Origin of the sequence: Marinococcus halophilus (assembly GCF_900166605.1) — a bacterium.
Taxonomy (GTDB): domain Bacteria; phylum Bacillota; class Bacilli; order Bacillales; family Marinococcaceae; genus Marinococcus; species Marinococcus halophilus.
On the sequence record NZ_FVZD01000006.1, the window covers coordinates 361,814 to 379,946 of the forward strand.

General features: G+C 52.9%; 19 protein-coding genes. 16 read left to right on the forward strand and 3 right to left on the reverse strand.

Annotated elements, in window-relative coordinates; translation table 11 throughout:
• Positions 1-56 precede the first annotated feature (56 nt).
• From B5066_RS07910 to B5066_RS07920, 3 genes are all read left to right on the forward strand, one after another.
• The gene (locus B5066_RS07910) at positions 57-1,172 is read left to right on the forward strand and encodes a CAP domain-containing protein (protein WP_179124060.1); all 1,116 of its coding nucleotides are present in this window, start codon (positions 57-59) and stop codon (positions 1,170-1,172) included.
• Between the two features lie 7 nt (positions 1,173-1,179).
• On the forward strand, positions 1,180-2,058 hold the full coding sequence (rbsK, locus tag B5066_RS07915; RefSeq protein ID WP_079475404.1) for a ribokinase: 879 nt from the start codon (positions 1,180-1,182) through the stop codon (positions 2,056-2,058).
• A gap of 138 nt (positions 2,059-2,196) precedes the next feature.
• Positions 2,197-3,498 carry a UDP-glucose dehydrogenase family protein gene (locus B5066_RS07920; protein ID WP_079475405.1) on the forward strand — a complete coding sequence of 434 codons (1,302 nt, stop codon included), beginning with the start codon at positions 2,197-2,199 and terminating at the stop codon, positions 3,496-3,498.
• Between the two features lie 65 nt (positions 3,499-3,563).
• Here B5066_RS07920 and B5066_RS07925 read toward each other — a convergent pair whose 3' ends face one another.
• Complete coding sequence (locus B5066_RS07925; RefSeq protein WP_079475406.1) at positions 3,564-4,607, reverse strand: LCP family protein; 1,044 nt, start codon at positions 4,605-4,607, stop codon at positions 3,564-3,566.
• A gap of 219 nt (positions 4,608-4,826) precedes the next feature.
• Entirely contained in the window at positions 4,827-5,465 is a 639-nt protein-coding gene (locus B5066_RS07930; RefSeq protein WP_079475407.1) for a YigZ family protein, read from the reverse strand.
• A gap of 230 nt (positions 5,466-5,695) precedes the next feature.
• Between B5066_RS07930 and B5066_RS07935 the strand changes: the two genes are divergently transcribed.
• From B5066_RS07935 to B5066_RS07995, 13 genes are all read left to right on the forward strand, one after another.
• Entirely contained in the window at positions 5,696-6,829 is a 1,134-nt protein-coding gene (locus B5066_RS07935) for a sensor histidine kinase (protein ID WP_079475408.1), read from the forward strand.
• 59 nt (positions 6,830-6,888) lie between these two features.
• Positions 6,889-7,605 (forward strand): response regulator, encoded by a 717-nt coding sequence (locus B5066_RS07940; protein ID WP_079475409.1) that lies wholly within the window; start codon positions 6,889-6,891, stop codon positions 7,603-7,605.
• Between the two features lie 135 nt (positions 7,606-7,740).
• The gene (locus tag B5066_RS07945; RefSeq protein WP_233133382.1) at positions 7,741-8,598 is read left to right on the forward strand and encodes a DegV family protein; all 858 of its coding nucleotides are present in this window, start codon (positions 7,741-7,743) and stop codon (positions 8,596-8,598) included.
• 62 nt (positions 8,599-8,660) lie between these two features.
• On the forward strand, positions 8,661-10,118 hold the full coding sequence (locus B5066_RS07950) for an ATP-dependent helicase ComFA (RefSeq protein ID WP_079475410.1): 1,458 nt from the start codon (positions 8,661-8,663) through the stop codon (positions 10,116-10,118).
• Entirely contained in the window at positions 10,108-10,824 is a 717-nt protein-coding gene (locus B5066_RS07955; RefSeq protein WP_079475411.1) for a ComFC family protein, read from the forward strand. The genes B5066_RS07950 and B5066_RS07955 overlap by 11 nt, the downstream gene beginning before the upstream one ends.
• 58 nt (positions 10,825-10,882) lie before the next feature.
• Positions 10,883-11,287 (forward strand): TIGR03826 family flagellar region protein, encoded by a 405-nt coding sequence (locus B5066_RS07960; RefSeq protein ID WP_079475412.1) that lies wholly within the window; start codon positions 10,883-10,885, stop codon positions 11,285-11,287.
• 133 nt (positions 11,288-11,420) lie between these two features.
• Entirely contained in the window at positions 11,421-11,687 is a 267-nt protein-coding gene (gene flgM, locus B5066_RS07965; RefSeq protein ID WP_079475413.1) for a flagellar biosynthesis anti-sigma factor FlgM, read from the forward strand.
• A 48-nt stretch (positions 11,688-11,735) separates the two neighbouring features.
• Positions 11,736-12,221, forward strand: a complete 486-nt coding sequence (locus B5066_RS07970) for a flagellar protein FlgN (RefSeq protein WP_079475414.1) — start codon at positions 11,736-11,738, stop codon at positions 12,219-12,221.
• Between the two features lie 33 nt (positions 12,222-12,254).
• A complete protein-coding gene (flgK, locus tag B5066_RS07975) occupies positions 12,255-13,856 on the forward strand; it encodes a flagellar hook-associated protein FlgK (protein WP_079475415.1) in 1,602 nt (533 codons plus the stop codon).
• Between the two features lie 18 nt (positions 13,857-13,874).
• Positions 13,875-14,774: a flagellar hook-associated protein FlgL gene (gene flgL / locus B5066_RS07980; RefSeq protein ID WP_079475416.1), complete on the forward strand. Its 900-nt coding sequence runs from the start codon at positions 13,875-13,877 to the stop codon at positions 14,772-14,774.
• A gap of 114 nt (positions 14,775-14,888) precedes the next feature.
• Positions 14,889-15,341: a flagellar assembly protein FliW gene (gene fliW, locus B5066_RS07985; RefSeq protein ID WP_079475417.1), complete on the forward strand. Its 453-nt coding sequence runs from the start codon at positions 14,889-14,891 to the stop codon at positions 15,339-15,341.
• Complete coding sequence (csrA, locus tag B5066_RS07990) at positions 15,335-15,562, forward strand: carbon storage regulator CsrA (RefSeq protein WP_079475418.1); 228 nt, start codon at positions 15,335-15,337, stop codon at positions 15,560-15,562. The genes fliW and csrA overlap by 7 nt, the downstream gene beginning before the upstream one ends.
• Before the next feature lie 350 nt (positions 15,563-15,912).
• Positions 15,913-16,617, forward strand: coding sequence for a response regulator transcription factor (locus tag B5066_RS07995; RefSeq protein WP_079475419.1), 705 nt, complete (start codon positions 15,913-15,915; stop codon positions 16,615-16,617).
• 790 nt (positions 16,618-17,407) lie between these two features.
• Here the strand turns inward: B5066_RS07995 and B5066_RS08000 are convergent.
• Positions 17,408-17,875 carry a competence protein ComK gene (locus B5066_RS08000; protein WP_079475420.1) on the reverse strand — a complete coding sequence of 156 codons (468 nt, stop codon included), beginning with the start codon at positions 17,873-17,875 and terminating at the stop codon, positions 17,408-17,410.
• Positions 17,876-18,133: the final 258 nt, after the last annotated feature.

Genomic DNA, 18,133 nt, shown 5'->3' on the forward strand with positions numbered 1-18,133 from the left:
ACAATTGATATACAAGCGATACAAACAATAAATGAACAAATAGAGGAGATATGCACATGAAGGGTCTGGTTGGTGCGGCGGTGTTGATGGCTCTATTGGCAGCACTCGTAGTTTACAGCCCGGCGGATTCTCCGTGGAGCGGCGTCAAAGAGCGTCTCGAAGAAGCGGGTGGCACGACCTACGAAGAAACGGCCACGCAGGGCGAGAGAATGGCGCTGTTTTTATCCAATCTGCTTGGCGAAAATCTGCAGGCAGATGAAAACAGCGGAAGCGCTCCGGGGGCCGGCACGGTAGAAACAGAAGTGCCAAAAGGAACAGGGGACTGGGAAATGGCAGGCGTAAGCCTTGGGGACAGCGTTGAAGAAATGGAAGCTGCACGTGGAGAAGCGAAGGATGTGCAGGCAGGCAATTATTCGTTCGACTGGCATATCTATTATAAGGATAAATATGAGCAGTACGCCCAGTACGGCGTGCAGGACGGGCGCGTAGTGGCGCTTTATTCCAACCAGCAGACGTGGCAGGACGCTGAAGGAAACGGTTGGGGAACCGGACGCGACACTATCCGGGAGACGTACGGAGAATCCATAGAAACGGTGGCCAGAGGTAATATCCGGACAGAAACGAATGAACAGCAGCAGGGAGTCTACGAAGTGGAAGATGGGTATGCCACCTTTTTCTACGACATTCATGAAGAGAACAGGGTAAATGCCCTGCTGTTAGTAGATAAAGAGGTGGAAAGGAATTCTCCGTTCTATGCCGGGGAATCCGAAGAAGTGCGGGAGTCGTATGAACAGCTGGTGTGGCACTTAACCAACGCCCAGCGCGTCCAGCTCGGCCGGGATACGCTCGCCTACAATGATTCGGTGGCGGCGGTGGCAAGGGCACACAGCGAGAATATGGCCGAAAACCAGTTTTTCGATCACGTAAATCCGGAAGGGCAGAATCCGTTTGACCGCCTGGAAGGGAATGGTATCGGCTACATGCAGGCGGCTGAAAATATTGCTTCTGGCCAGCGGTCCCCACTGTATGCTGCAGCTGGATGGATGAATTCATATGAAGGGCACCGGGAAGCGATGCTCGGTAATTATGACGGGCTGGGAGTCGGCGTAGCATTTGACGAAGAAAACCGGCCGTTTTACACTCAGAATTTTGTTAGTCCAAGCAGGGAGTGATCAATGAATGCCGGCAAATATCGTAGTGGTAGGAAGTATTAATATGGATCTTGTTACAATAGCGGAACGGATGCCTTCCCGGGGAGAAACGATCCTCGGGGAGGATTTTCACACGTTTTTTGGAGGGAAAGGGGCTAACCAGGCGGTCGCCGCTGCCCGACTCGGGGCCCGGGTGTCAATGGTCGGAGCGGTTGGAGGCGATGCTTTTGGAAAAGAGCAGCTCGGGCATCTGAAAGCAGAGGGCATTAGTACAGAGCATGTCCGTACACGACATGGCATGGCAAGCGGTATTGCGACCATCCTTGTGTCGGAAGGGGATAACCGCATCATCGTCACGCCTGGAGCAAACGTCACTGTCCGCCCGGAAGATATTGAAGCAAGCCGGACGCTCCTGAGAGAGGCGGATGTTATTCTTGTGCAGCTCGAAATCCCGGCGCCAGCTGTGGAAAAATTGCTGTACACCGCAGAAGAGGAGCAGACGCCGGTTATTCTGAATCCGGCGCCGATGCAGCCGCTTCCCCCTGAATGCTGGAACAAAGCCGCCTACCTGACGCCGAACGAGCAGGAATTTGTCCAACTGCAAGAGGCGTATCCGGCCATTGTTGAACGCCGGGAGAATATTGTGGTGACAAAGGGAGCGGCTGGAGCGCTGATCACGCGCAAAGACGGCAGTGAAGCTGTAATCCCTGTGCGTGCGGCAGACGTGCGGGATACTACAGGAGCAGGTGATACGTTTAACGGAGCGTTTGCGACAGCCGTAGCAGAAGGCATGACCCTTGAGGATGCCTGCCGGTTTGCCAATACCGCCTCGGCCCTTTCCGTCGAGAAGGAAGGAGCCCAGACCGGCATGCCGGAACGCTTACAGGTTGAAGACCGGGACCTTTAACACGTATAAAGAAGTGGATGTAGAATAACTGGCAAAATGTGATACAATAACATTTGACAATCCCGCTTAAGCGTTAAGCGGTTATTCACGCGTATAATTAAAGTACGAAAATACATAAACTAAAGGTTGGGAAAACGTATGAAGCTAACAGTAGTAGGCACCGGCTATGTCGGCCTTGTATCAGGAACAAGCTTTGCAGAGCTTGGCAATGACGTGATCTGTGTGGATAAGATCCCGGAGAAAGTAGACCGGTTGAACAATGGGGAAATCCCGATTTATGAACCAGGGTTAAAGGAATTAGTGGACGCAAACCGCGCTGCCGGGCGGCTGCAGTTTACGACAGAACTGCAGCCCGCCGTCCGGGCTTCGGACATTGTAATCATTGCGGTGGGTACACCGGAATCGGAAACAGGGGCTGCCAACATGTCCTACGTGTACGGAGTGGCGGATGAAATTGGCGAAGCGGTAAATGATGACAAGTTCCGCGTGGTCGTGAACAAATCAACGGTGCCGGTAGGGACGGCGGACCGTGTGCGCTCGCTGATTGCCGACAAAAATCCGGATGCTAAGATCGAAGTGTGCTCCGTGCCGGAGTTCCTCCGGGAAGGTTCGGCTGTGAAGGATACGTTCAATCCCGACCGCGTCATTATCGGTACGAACTCGGACAAGGCAGCGGAGATTCTAACAGAGCTGCATCAGCCGCTTACAGACAATATTGTTGTCACGGATCCGCGCAGCTCCGAGATGATTAAATACGCCTCCAACGCCTTTCTTGCGACGAAGATTTCCTTTGTGAACGAAGTGGCTAACATCTGCGATTACTACGGGGCAGATATTAACGCGGTTACCCGCGGGATGGGGATGGACAACCGGATTGGGCCGAAGTTCTTGAATGCAGGGATCGGCTACGGGGGGTCCTGCTTCCCGAAGGACGTTAAAGCGATCAAGCACCTGGCGGAGGTTAAAGGCTACTACCCGCAGCTGCTGCAGGCGGTAAACGACGTGAATGAAAAGCAGAGCCTTCGTATGGTGGACCACCTGAACGTGATTTTTAATGAGGACATCCGCAATATTACGGTGGCGCTTCTCGGCCTGGCCTTCAAGCCGAATACCGACGACATGCGGGAGGCACCGTCCCTGAAAATCATCCGCTCGCTCCAGGAGTACGGCGTGAAAGTGCGTGCCTTTGACCCGGTAGCTGAGGACAACGCCAGACAGCTCCTCGAGGGAGATGTCTACTATGCGGAAAACGCCCTGGATGCATGCGAGGGTGCAGATGCAGCCATGCTTGTCACGGAGTGGGAAGAGTGCCTGCAGGTGACCCCGGAAAAGTTAAAAAGCATTATGAAAAAGCCGGTAATGATTGATGGCAGAAACGCATTTAAAGCAAAGGAATTTAAAGAAGCCGGCTTTATTTATCACGGCATCGGCCGGAAATAATAGAAAGAAGCCCGGAAGGAGTTCGCTCTCCTTCCGGGCTTCTTTTACCTCTGAAAAGCAAGTGTTTACGGTGCGGTTTCCCCGTAGGTTTCTTCCTCTACAGCGGGTGCTTCATTGTACATCTGCGTGCCGGGGAGGGCCAGTGGCTCCCTGGATGCCGGTAAATCGAGCTGATTACGCAGATTGTTGGATATTTCGAGCGTTGCTTCCGAATTTAACTGGTAGTAATAAACCCCGTTAATCGTCGTGTCTGAGCCCTCCAGCTGGGTGGAGTCAATCTCGTTTAATGAGTCGGCGTACTGCTGCAAAGCGATCATGTTGCCGAACGTCAGGTTGGTGCTGACATTTTCGCTGACGCTGTCAAATACGTCATTATAATTATCGATGGACTCGATAGAGCCGGCCTTGCTGATCAGGCTTTCGAGCACCTCCTGCTGACGTTCACCACGCCCAAGATCTCCGCGTGGGTCCTGCTTTCGCATCCGCACGTATTTCAGCGCTTCTTCGCCGTTCAGCGTCGCCGGCCCTTCTTCAAACGTCGTGCCTTCCTCCGTAAAATCAAATGGCACATTCACATCCACGCCGTTGAGATCGTTAATAATGTCGGTGAAAGCCGCAAAGTCTGATTTTACATAATAGTCAACCGGAATGTTCAGCGTATCTTCAACGGTCTTAACCGCTAAATCGGTACCGCCGTAAGCGTGGGCGTGGGCAATTTTGTCTTCACCGTGGCCTTCAATGTTTACAAGCGAGTCTCTCGGAATGCTTACGAGCTTTACTTTCTTGGAATCCTTGTTGAAGGTACCGACAACCATTGCATCGGAGCGGCCTGACATCGATCCTTCTTCACGGTCATCCACCCCGAGAAATAATACCGAGAAGCTGTCCTCCGCCGGATCAACGGCCTGGTCCCGCAGATTCGATTTTTCCCCGCGTTGTAGCTCTTCTTCTGTGTCTGCGGATACGCTGTTCAGCTGCTGGAGAAAGTAGGCGGAGGCGCCTCCGGCAAGCAGAAGAAAAAGCAGTGCAACTACTGCCGCCGTTTTCCAGACGAGGGCTTTCTTTCTTCTTTTACGGAGGTTTCTCCGTGGGGATGTTGAGCTTGGCATGTCAGCACTTCTCCTTTAAATTGTATAATGGCCGGGGCATATGAGCTAGCAAGAGCGCCTGCAGAGGCGCTGTTAGAGAAAAAGCAGTTATGCATTCGAAAAAAGATTTTATTCTTTTATTGTAGCCGAGGCAGCGACAATAGTAAATAAAATATATACCGAAGCGAAAGGTGTTCCGCTCCTGGGAGCGGGTTTTATTACCCGGGAAATAAAAAAGTGCTAGGACAATTCATCCGTTTCCACGAAGGCCTGTCTTCCTGCTTCTATACCGGCCTGGCCGCTGCTGATATTTATAAGCCACTCCCGGCATGCTTCCTGTTCTTCAACAGGGGCGTAAAGATGAAGCTTTACCTGCTCCTCGTAGTCAACGGTGTCAAGAATATAGGAAGAATTGCGGGCTTCGTAATCCAATTTGCCGAGCAGGGTGTAATCGGCAGTCACTACGAGCTCCTGCATCAGGGTGCGCCGTACGATGCCCACGTGATTCAGCGCTTCAGAAACCGAGGAACCATATGCCCGGATCAGGCCGCCGGCGCCGAGCTTTATCCCGCCGAAATAGCGGGTAACCACAACCACGGTATCCTTCAGCTCCCGTTTTTTCAATACTTCAAGCATCGGTACGCCGGCGGTGCCGTTCGGCTCCCCGTCATCATTTGCTTTTTGAATATGGTCCTGTTCGCCAATTACATACGCTGAACAGTTGTGGGCGGCATTCCAATGCTCTTTTTTAATTCCTTCAATGAACGAATGCGCGGTTACTTCGTCTGCTGCACGGGTAATATGAGTAATAAAACGTGATTTATTTATGGTAAATTCATGCTGACCGCTTTGTTTAATGGTACGATATGAAGTAAGCATACGGTAACATTCCTCCTAGGTAATGTCATTACCGTATAACAGGATTGTAACAGTTGCAACATTTTGGCTAGTATATACCAGGAAATGAGCGAAAATGAATCAAAATGCCAGTTGAATATGTAAATTTATGATTTTTCATTACATAGCGGAATAGGTCCAAAAGAATATGCTAAACTATTCATGAACCGTTCTACGCGGTATTGAAAATTCGCAGGCAAGTATAGAGGGTGATGGTAGCCTTGCGAAACCCAGCAGATTTAGATCAAATTATTGAGCAAATGCTCCAGACAGTAGAGAAAAGTAAAGAAGAAATCTTTGAAATCAGCGAAACCTCCAGAAAAGAACTTCATGCACTCCAGGAAGAATTAAAAGAGATACAGGAACACATTTCTGATACGATTGAACGCTCCGATCAATTGGAGGTTGAAGCGAGAGTCGCAAGAAATCAGTTAGCAGAGGTAAGCAAACGGTTCCGCCAGTTCAGTGATGAAGAAGTGCAGAAGGTGTATGAAAAAGCCAATGAGGCGCAGGTGAACCTGGCTGTGGTCCGCCAGGAGGAAAAACGTCTCCGTGACCGCAGGGACAATATCGAACGCCGCCTGATTCAACTGGATGAAACCATTGAACGGGCTGAAACGCTTGTATCCCAGGTTGGCATTGTTTACAATTTTCTCGCCGGCGACCTGCAGGACGTCGGGGAGTTTGTCGAAAACGCCCGGGAAAAGCACGAGTTCGGCCTTCAGATTATCGAAGCGCAGGAGGATGAGCGCAAGCGGGTGGCGCGTGAAATTCATGACGGCCCGGCGCAGACGCTCGCACACGTTTTGCTCCGCTCGGAGCTTGTCGAGAAAATCTCCCGTGAAAAAAGCGCGGAGGAAGCCATCCAGGAATTCCGGGAGCTCCGCGTCCTGATCCGTTCAAGTCTTGGGGAGGTCCGCAGGATCATTTACGACCTGCGTCCGATGGCGATTGATGACCTTGGCCTTGTGCCGACGCTGCAGAAATATCTGCGCCACCTTGAGGATAATACAGGCATGACGACAGAGTTTACGGCGAAGGGAAAAGAAGCAAGGGTCGCCCCGAACCTTGAGATCGGGCTGTTCCGCATTGTACAGGAAGCAGCCCAGAACGCTTATAAGCACGCAGAGCCGGATCTGCTCCGGGTGCAGCTCGAACAAAGGCCGACGAGCATTACGATCTTGATTAAAGACGATGGCAAAGGATTCGATGTGGATAAAGCCCGGGACAAGTCGTTTGGCCTGCTCGGTATGCGAGAACGTGTGAACGCGCTGGGCGGGGAGCTGACGATTGATTCCGTCATAGGCCAGGGCACGCGGGTGAAGGTGTTTGTCCCGCTTCATTAAAAGCTAAAGCACCAGTATATAAATTAAAGATAAGTGAAGAGAAGAAAGGATGAGAACGTATGCAAGAACGTATCGATGAAAAAATCAAACTGTTGTTGATTGATGACCATCAGCTTTTCCGTGAAGGCGTCAAACGCATTCTGGATATGGAAGAAAACTTCGAAATTGTCGCAGAAGGCAGCGACGGAGAAGAAGCGTTTGCGCTTGTGGAAGATTATCATCCTGACGTTGTGCTGATGGATATCAATATGCCAGGCGTCAACGGCGTCGAGGCAACCAAGACGCTGATCGAGCGCCACCCGGATCTGAAGGTGCTTATCCTGAGCATTCACGATGATGAATCATACGTGACCCATGTGCTGAAAACAGGCGCTTCCGGCTATCTGCTGAAGGAAATGGACGCTGATGCCCTGATCGAAGCTGTGAAGGTGGTCGGCTCCGGCGGCGCGTACATTCATCCGAAGGTGACGCAGAACCTGATTAACGAATACCGCCGGCTCGCTCATGAAGGCGACGATCACGGCGTGGATGACACCGAAATCGGCTACAAAGAGGTGGAGTACCGCAAGCCGCTTCATATCCTGACGCGCCGGGAGTGCGAGGTGCTTCAGCTGATGACAGATGGCTACAGCAACCGGATGATCGGCGAATCACTCTATATTAGTGAGAAGACGGTGAAAAACCACGTCAGTAACATTCTGCAGAAAATGAACGTGAACGACCGGACCCAGGCAGTTGTGGAATCCATTAAAAAGGGCTGGGTGAAAGTCCGCTAAACGAGCAAGAGCTGCCGGTGTCATATCGGCAGCTTTTTTGCGCTTTGGCATTGACTTCCGTCGGGAAGTCCGTAAAATGAAATCGAACTCATACACAACCCGTATTTATAGAAAGCACGAAAGGAGAGGGCCTGCTTGCCAAATATCGCCGTAGTTACCGACAGCACATCATACTTGGACCGGGAAGAGCTCAAGCAGTGGAACATTCATGAAATTCCGCTCAATGTGGTGGTGAATGAAGAAACGATGCCGGAGACTGACTGGGACGTTGCCACGTATTTTCAGACGATGAGACATTCAGAAACGCTGCCGACCACGTCGCAGCCGTCGCCGGGAAAGATGGAGGACCTGTACCAGGAAATTGCCCGGGAGGCCGATGAAATTATTTCGATTCATTTAAGCAGCGGCATCAGCGGGACGCACCAGACAGCTGTCGCCGTCGCTGATGACATTAAGGATACGGTCCGCGTGCACTGCTATGATTCGGAAATCAGCTGCCGGGCGCAGGGCTATTTTGTATTAACCGCTGCCCGGATGGCCTCGGAAGGACATGATATAGCGGCCATTATCGCCGAGCTCGATAAAATCAAAGAAACGATGCGGGCGTACTTTATCGTTGAAGACCTGCGCCATCTGCAGCGGGGCGGACGCCTGAGCGGGGCGCAGGCACTCGTCGGCAGCATGCTGCGTATTAAGCCGGTGCTCGAATTTACTGATAAGCAGATTGTGCCATATGAAAAAGTGCGCACCTCTAAAAAAGCACTCGCCCGCATTCAGTCGATTTTTTTGGAGGAGGCTGCCAAAGGACCACTCCAAGCAAGCGTCCTTCATGCTAATGCTGAAGAGGCCGGGGAAGCATTCCGCCGCCAGCTGCAGGAAGCCTCGCCGGAGTCCCGGGTCTCTCTCGACCATTTCGGACCGGTGATCGGCACCCACCTCGGCGAAAACGCCATCGGGCTTACCTGGTACCGTCCCGAAATCCTCTCCAAGTAATTCCGGCGGCCGTCTGGCCGTCTCCTCTTTTTACACCCTCCGACGAAAGGAACCACCCTCCCATGAATAAACTATCTTCTTTGTTTACCGGCAGCAAACGACCGGCATCTCCTTTTCACTCCCTCTCCTCTGTTTCTGAATTTCCCGATATCCCCTTGCCAGATTACGAACAAATGCAGGCCCACTGCAGCGGCCGGGCGCTTCTCGCCCAGGAACTGCCATATGAGCAAAAAATAATCGATACCTACGTGCGGGCAGGAATGCTGCAAAAGGTGCCTGCCATTACGCAGCAGGACTCTTTTTGGCGATGCCAGCGATGCAGCAACCAGGACCCCGGCTTGTTCGGCGCCCACACATGCGCATGCGGAAGCGAGCGGTGCTTCTACTGCCGGGAGTGTCTGGAAATGGGCCGGGGGTCAGCCTGCACGCCGCTCTATTACTGGACCGGACCGGAAGCTTTCCGTGCAGCTGCCGAGCCGCTGGCATGGGCTGGCCGGCTCTCTCCCGGGCAGGCACGTGCCTCCAGCGCCGCCGCTGAAGCCGGCAGACAAAAGCGTGAGATATACATCTGGGCCGTGTGCGGCGCGGGTAAAACCGAGATGATGTTTCAGGCCGTGGCTGAGGCGATCGCACGCGGGGAACGTGTGCTGTGGGCTACCCCGCGGACAGATGTAGTAAGAGAGCTGTACCCGCGTCTTGCCGGCGTATTTCCCGGGGTGCCTGCAGCGGCCTGGTATGCCGGCAGTCCCGAAGCGCTGCCGGGAGCGAGCCTGGTGCTCGCAACGGCACATCAGGCACGGCGGTTTAAGAGTGCTTTTGATGTGGCGGTGATTGACGAGGTGGACGCGTTTCCGTACGTGTTTGACCCGGGCCTCCAGCAGGCCGTGCGCGAAGCGTGCCGTCCGGAGGCCGCGGTTGTATATTTAAGTGCTACTCCCGGACAAGACGAACAGCGCCGGATGAAAAGCGGGGCACTTGCATATGTGCGGGTGCCGCGCCGGTTTCACGGCCACCCGCTCCCAGTGCCAAAGTGCCGGTGGGCCGGAAACTGGAGCCTGCAGCTCTCCCGCAGGCGCCTGCCGAACGCCCTGCTCCACTGGTGCCGGTCGCGGAATGCGGTCCATCCGCTGTTTGTGTTCATTCCATCCGTCGCGGTCATTCAACCGGCGGTGGAAGCGCTCCGGTCAGAAGGGTTTCGCTGTGAGGGCGTGCACGCCGGGGACGAAGAGCGGGAGGAAAAGATTACTGCATTCCGGAACGGAAGCCTTGATATACTCGTGACCACTACTATATTGGAGCGAGGCGTCACAATTCCGAAAGCGGATGTTGCGGTGCTTGGCGCGGATGACGCTGTCTTTACCGAAAGCGCCCTCGTACAGATTGCCGGAAGAGCCGGGCGGAACCCGGAGCGGCCGGAGGGTGATGTGATTTTCTTTCACTACGGGCGCACCAAGGCGATGCAGCAGACGATCCGCCATATCGAAACGATGAACCGGGAGGAGGCGCCCTATGACCACTGACGGAGCTCTGTTGTCGTTTGCGCGCGGCCGCTGTCTTTCCTGCCGGGAGCAGCTGCAGACGTCGTGGACATACAATAATCTGTTTACGTGGAAGAAGAGCCTGCTGTGCGACAATTGTACAGAGCAGCTCCCTGCTATTACCGGAGCGGCGTGCCCGGAATGCTGGGCACCAGGGCACCCAGAAGTGTGCCCCGACTGTCTGCGGTGGCGCCGGCAGAACAGCGCCGGCCGCTGGGTGAAAAATGTCTCGCTGTTTCACTACGATAGTTGGATGCAGGCGTGGACGACCCGCTGGAAATTCCGCGGCGATGCGGTGATGGCGGCGGCGTTTTATCACGATCTCCGCCATGCCTACCGGAAGCACTTTCACGGCTTCGTGCCGGTACCTATTCCGCTGACGCCGGAACGGACGTTAGAGCGACGGTTTAACCAGGCGGAAGTGCTCGCCGCCGGCCTTAACATTCCGTACGTTTCCGCCCTCGAACGTGCTACAGAGGCTGCCGGCAAGCAAAGCAAGCAGACGAAACGGGAACGCCTGCAATCCGTGCGCGGCTTTACTGTTTCCCTTCCGGAAATCGTTTCCGGGCGAAACGTTCTGATTATTGACGACATTTATACGACCGGGGCGACGGTTCGCGAAGCAGCAGGAGTGCTTGAGGCAGCGGGTGCTGCGTCCGCGGCTTCGCTTACATTGATTCGTGCTTAAACTCCGGACAGGCTGTGCCGATATAAAAAGCAACACTGAATCAAAGGAGAAACGAACTATGGGCGAATTAAAAAACTGTCCGTCATGCGGCAATTTGTTTGTGCATGCGCTCCGGGCCGTCTGTCCGGAATGCCACCGGGTGGAAGAGGAGCGGTTTCAGAAGGTTTATACGCACGTGAGGAAAAGCAAACACCGCCAGTCGACCATTCTGGAGGTCACGGAAGCTACCGGGGTCAGCGAGGAGGACATTTTCCGCTATATACGCGAAGGGCGCCTGAACCTTGCGCATCTGCCGAACTTCAGCTACCCGTGCGAAGGCTGCGGGGAGCCGATTCGCGAGCTCCGGCTGTGCCGCGCTTGTTCCGGCCGTATTTCTTCGGGGCTCGAGGAGGAAGCGAAGCAGAAGCAGTGGGAAGCCAGACAAATTAAAGATACGCGGGCGACGTACCGGGCGCGGGAATAAGGAATGAGTCAAAAAGCATGTATGTATGTTAAAATTTAAGTCTTAAGTACCAAGGAAAGCGACGCTGCCCTGGCCGATATAAAGAGTAACAAATCAGCCGGAGCAGAACGTCCGGATGGGAGGGACTTAACAGATGAAAATTCATTCCGCGCATTCCGCTAATGCCATATACCGTAATCAGAACACCCAGCAGCAGAAGCCGCCGCAGGGTGAGCAGACAGGGAAAAAAGACTCCGTCGAAATTTCAGCCGCAGCCAAACAGCTGCAGCAGTCGGAATCTATCGACCCGGCCCGCAGGGAGAAAGTCGACCAGCTGAAAGCCCAGATTGAAAACGGCACGTACGAAGTGCGGCCGGAAGAGACCGCAAAGAAAATGCAGAACTACTGGAACAATCAGTAACAGGCCGTCTTCCGGCCTGTTGATACATATACATAAAGGAGCGACCGCATGAGCGTACAGATAGTGGTAGAACAGCTTGGCGCACTGATCGAAGAGCACCGGGTGCTGCTTGGCATATCCGAACAGAAAACGCAGATGCTGAAAAATAACAGTGCAGAAGCCCTGCAGCAGAACGTCCGCGACGAACGCCGGCAGGTGCAGCGTATTACACGGATCGAGCGGGAACGCCACCAGCAGGCTGCAGCACTTGCAGGGGCCAGCGCGGAGGACACTGTATCCATCGATGCGTTAAAACCGCTTGCCTCCGAAGCAGAGCGAGTGCAGCTCGAGGAGGGGCAGTACGAGCTGATTCAGGTGATGACTGCTCTACAGCACCAGGAGGAGCTGAACCGGGCGATGCTTGAGGACGCGATGAAATACACGCAGGTGATGCTCAGTGCCATGCAGCCGCAGGAGTCGGCACAGTACGGCCGTCAGGGGCAGATGCCGCAGCGGGCGAAGAGGGAATACTCGGTCTTTGATTCACGGGCTTAAGCAGGAGGTACACAGAAACGAGGAGGAAAATGCATGACTTCGACATTCATGGGGCTTGAAACAGCGAAACGGGCGCTCACTGCCCAGCAGCACGCGCTGCAGACGACAGGACATAACATTGCCAATGCCAATACGCCGGGGTTCACACGGCAGCGGGTCGACCTGCAGCAGAGTGATGCTTTTTCGAAAGCCGGCATGAACCAGCCAAGCACGCCAGGCCAGATGGGCACCGGGGTGGACTCCAACACAGTCGCTCGTATCCGCGACCAGTACCTCGACGTGCAGTACCGGAGTGAAAACGCCAAGCTCGGCTACTGGGAAACGAAAAGTGAAAACCTCTCCCGCATGGAGGACCTGATGAACGAGCCGACCGAAGAGGGCGTCGCCAATGCGATGGATGAATTCTGGAAATCGCTGCAGGACCTGGCGGCGAATCCGGAAGACTCCGGGGCGCGTTCGGTCGTGCGTCAGCGCGGGGAAGCAATGGTTGACACCTTTTCCTACATATCCAATTCTCTGCAGGCGAATAAAACCGACCTTGATGCCCAGATTGATAACGAAACCGTCCAGTTCAACTCGCTGCTCAGCCAGATTAACAGCTTAAACGAACAGATCGCGGGCGTCGAGCCGCACGGCAAGGTGCCAAACGACCTGTACGATGAACGCGACCGGCTGATTGACGAGCTGTCGTCTATGGCGACGGTGGAAGTAAAGCGCAATCCGAGCGGTGGAAAGGCGAACAGTAACGCTGAAGGCACGGTCGATATTTTCATGACGAGCAATACCGGCGAGCGGCTTCAGAAGCTGGTGGATGGCAACGCCCTTGCGTACCAGGAAGTGAGCGTGGAAAAATCCGCCGGCCGAAACGGGCACGTGGAAACGGCGAGCTTTGAATGGGCGAACGGTAAAGCGGGCACAAACGTCCCCAATCCTTCTGCCAGCGCCAACGTATTTATGGAGTCGAGCGGCAGCATGCAGGGACTGCATGAGGCCTACGGCTACATGAACGAAGCTTCCGGAGAAGTCGAAGGCCTGTACCCGGATATGCTAGGTAACATCGACACGATGGTGACGACCTTTGCGAACGCGCTCAATGCAACCCACCGGGAGGGGTGGACGATGAACGATGTCGAAGCGGGCACAAAGGGTGCCGGCATTGACTTTTTCAGCTTTGACCCGGCGGTACTTGCCTCCAAGGGTGCTGCTAGTGCGCTGCGCGTAAGCGGGGACATCAAAGCCGATTTAAACAATATTGCCGCAGCTTCAGCATCAGAAAACGGCACCGGCTATGCCGGCAACGGCTCCAACGCGCTGAACCTCGCTAACGTGAAGGATGCCAGCCTGAACTTCGGGGAAGGAACCGAAAACTCGACGAGCGTGCAGCGGTTCTACCAGGGCGTGATCGGCCAGATGGCGGTCGATGCAAGCGAAGCAAACCAGAAAACAAATATTACCCAGTCCCTGACCTCCAGCGCCGACGAGCGCCGCATGTCGGTGAGCGGGGTAAGCATGGATGAGGAAATGGCCAACATGATTCAGTTTCAGCACGCCTACAACGCGGCGTCCCGGAGCGTAACGACGTTTGACGAAATGCTCGACCGCATCATCAATAACATGGGTCTGGTCGGCCGTTAAAAAAAGGAGGAAAATGATATGCGAGTCACCCAGCAGATGATGACCCAGCGCTCCACCGGCCACATCAGCCAGAGCTATGATCAGATGATGAACCTGCAGGATCAGCTGTCTACCGGCAAAAAGATTACCCGGGCCTCCCAGGACCCGGTCGTTGCGATGAACGGGATGCGCTACCGCTCCCAGGTCGGAGAGGTAGAGCAGTTTGAACGGAACGTCGGCGAAGCGCACAACTGGCTCGACTCCAGCGATGCCGCTCTCGGGGAAGCAACCCAGGTGATGCAGCGGGTGCGTGAGCTTGTCACCCAGGCGTCGAACGACACGTACGAAGGCGAACAGCGCGGCAACATTGCCAAGGAAATCAAGGAACTGAAGGAACAGCTGATCAGCTCGGCCAATACGAAGGTTGGCGACAAGTATATTTTTAACGGCTCCAACACGACCAAACCGCCAATTGACACTAATGCGACCGAAAACGGCGTAAAGGCGGACAGCTTCACCGGCCACGGCGATGCGGTGGAAATGGAGCTCATGAAGGGCATTAAAATCGGCGTCAGCTCCGCCCCGGGTGCAGTGTTTAACGAGCAGCTGTTTAATGAACTCGAACAGCTGCAGGCGGACCTGGAAAACCCTGATACGACCGGGCAAGATCTGCAGAAATACCTGGGCACGCTTGATACGCAGATGAACAGTATTGTAAATGAGCGGGCCGAGCTCGGTGCGCGCTCCAACCGGATTGAGATGATTGAAAGCCGGCTTGCCGATCAAAAGGTCATTTCCAACAAAATTATGTCCAACAATGAAAACGCCGATCTCGAAGAAGTGATTACGAACTTAGTGAACCAGCAAACCGTGCACCAGGCGGCACTCGCCTCGGCCGGACGGATCATGCAGACGACGCTGCTTGATTTTCTAAGGTAAAGAATTTATAAAATGTGGGAAAATCTGTTTTATTATGAAGTGCGATTCAGTATACTTGAATTTGTGACTATCATCTGTTTCGCATGAGTATTCAAATTAGAAGGGGGCCAAGGTGTGGAAATCGAAACGAAGCATTTAGGTGCTGTCACAATCGAAGAAAAAGATATTACCCGTTTTCCGCAGGGCATACCGGCGTTTGAAGACGAACGCGACTTCGTGTTTCTTCCGTTTGACGACAGTGGAAGCCTGTTTATCATGCAGTCGGTCCAGCATGCGCACATTGCGTTTATTACGGCCGATCCGTTTGTGTTTTTCCCGGATTATGAGCTTGAAGTGCCGGACGCTGTGACGGAGCAGCTGCACATCGAAAATCCGGAGCAGGTACTTGTGTACGTCACGCTGACGCTTGCGAACACGCTTGAAGAAAGCACGGCGAACCTGCAGGCACCGCTGATTATCAATGTCGAACAGAAACTCGGCAAGCAGTGGCCAATGGCCAAGTCGCCGTATGAAACGAAGCACCTGCTGTTTCAACGGGCGCAGAAAGAAGGCACAGGATCATGTTAGTACTCACACGAAAGAAAAAAGAATCGATTCGTGTCGGGGATGATATCGCGATCACTGTACTCGGAATTGAAGGGGACCAGGTGAAGCTTGGTATCGATGCCCCGGAGCATATTGATATACACCGCCAGGAAGTATACGTTTCTATTCAACAGGAAAACCGACAGTCACTCGCGGGCGATATTACCCTTTTGCAGAAATTATCGGAAAATATGAAAAAATAATAAATGGCTATTCATTCACTACATACAACTTACGGACTAATAAAAATACTAAAAAATATGGAAATGTATCTAAAAAATGTACAATAAGGAAAAATTATAGTTCTTTATTCATATTTATGATATAATTAATTTACGATAAGTGGAAAATGCCTAGGGTCATAGGGCTTCTTGTCGGAACCGATGAAGAAAAGGTAGAATTTGTATACGGCCGTTCGAGTTCAGGGGATTGGTTGTCCTGCTGCAGTTTACAGAGAGAAATTAACAGACAAAAACGCAGAGGGCATGCTTGGGGAAAGTGTGTTCAACAATAAAAAACATCACTTTCGGTGAGGTCTCAGGAGGAATACATAATGGCCAAGACTTACAGTCGCAACATCCCGGGAAGCAGGGTGCCGATTTTATTTATCGACCTGCAGGGATCAGAAGTACTGCCGCAGGCAGCAGAATCAATGGGGAAGCTGGCTGTGCGTACGAATGGGGAAGAGTGGACCACGCTCATGCAGCGCGGTTTGCAGAAAGATACGCTGTATTATACAGCGTGCAGTGATTTGGATGCGTTTGTGCGTCTTCAGGAAGCAAAACGGGCCGGATCTGCGTGCAGGATTGGTGTGAACCTGCCGGAGCGGCTCAGGCACCTGGTGGATGAGTTCATCTGCCAGGAAGTGACTATGCTTCTGGCCGCCGAGCGCGACGAAGACGACTGGCGCAAGCATTTTATGCGCGCTACGCAGTTTCAGACGTACATCGACCCGGTATTTCAGCCGCAGGTCGTCGAACGGTACCGCCGCATGAATCAGCTACAGGAAGAACCACCCGAGCAGCAGCTCGAACTCGACGTGCATAAAGCACGCGGTACGCTGTCCGAAGCAGAAATCCGGATTTTGGAAAAAATTCTCGAAGGCAAAAGCAACCGCAAAATTGCCGAGGAATGCTTTCTGGCCGTCGCCACCGTCAACAACCACGTCAGCCACCTGACGAAAAAGATGCAGGCCAATGACCGCACGCACACCATCAAGCGCGCGATCGAAGAAAACTGGGTCGAGTTTATAACGTGATAGAAAAGCGTAGGTCCGCCGTTCAGGAGTCTCGTACGGCTGACCACGCCCTGCAAAGGAAGTTCGACTAACCTCGCCACGTCCTGTGGCAACGTCGAACTGACCCACATCCTGTGAGCCTAAGGCAGGGCAAGGTCAACGGAATGAGCGACTGCGGACCGAAGCTGGACATCATGAAAAGCGGTGAGCGTTCGTTCACCACCCGGGACGGCTCGCGGCTTTCGGTCGGCTTGTGACGAAGTCGCAAACGATCCGAAACAGCGAATGGACCCGGGTGGTAACGCTCGTAGCTAGACAGCGAGAAAAGCGAAACCACCCTTGTTGTAAGGAAGTTCGATGAAAGACGTCACTATCGTGACACCATCGAACTGACCTGCTTCGCAGGCCTCAGACGGCTGGCGTAAACCTGGCTGGAAGCGTCGACAGACGGTGAAGCCAGGGTGCAGCCAATAGACTGGACGGCTGGGTGGCGGAGCTGGACAGCGAAAGACGAATTTATCTTAGCGAAAGTAAGCTCGGTAAAGCTCATTACTTTTTGGGAACTATCGAGCTTACTATGTTTGAAAGTCTCTAAATTCAAGAATCAAAAAATGCCATGCTCTATCATTCAGCACGGCATTAATTTTAGTATTATTAGCGAACATGCTGACGCAGCCTTTGAAACTACTTCTTAGAATTATAGCATAGTAGCTAAACAGCAATGTCGCTGAACTTTTTAGGCATTATACTTTTCTAACCAAGCATAAACAGAGCGGGAGCCCTTGTACTCCGTGCTCTGTTTTTTTGCTTTTTAGGCGGTAAACATGCTCTGGCAGTGACCGGTACGGAACAACTGCTGCTGGATCATAAAAGTACTCGCTTTTGTTGGAAGCGACGCACCGTCTGTGAATTGGATCATCGTTCCATCAGCGGAAGTGACAAACTGGCCAGGCTGCACATGGTTATAAAAAATCCAGATGTTTTCCGGATCGCGTAGCGACGAAATTGGAAACGCATAAATGCCTTCCGACGGGTTCACCGGTACCGGCAGCTTCTTGCGGATATGTAAGTAATGCTTTACCGCTTCGCTTCGACCCTCAAAAGAAGATCCTCCCCGTAGGCACCCTCTTTTAATAATAGCGGTCGGGGTACATGAAGCCGGAATGCGTGCTCCGTCCTTTTCCCATATAATACTTTTCGCCTCTCCTTCAAAATTCGGTACGATAGCCATCGTGTTTTCATTTACTTCGTACTCATCCAATACTCTGTTGTTATACATAAAATATTTCCCCTATCTGATAGTCTCCACACCGTTCTTTTCTGTAAATAAGTATACGAATGCTATGTGAAAATAACTAGTACTTTTTGCATAATATAACTAAAAGAATATTTTTAAGAGAATTACAAAAAATACTAAATACATAAACCGAGCAGCCGATATAAAGAGTGTAAGCAGGAAATGCTAAAACGCAACGTACGGGCGTTAAAGCAAATTCTGTGATATAGGCTTACCACAAGGACGTGGAAAGCACTTACA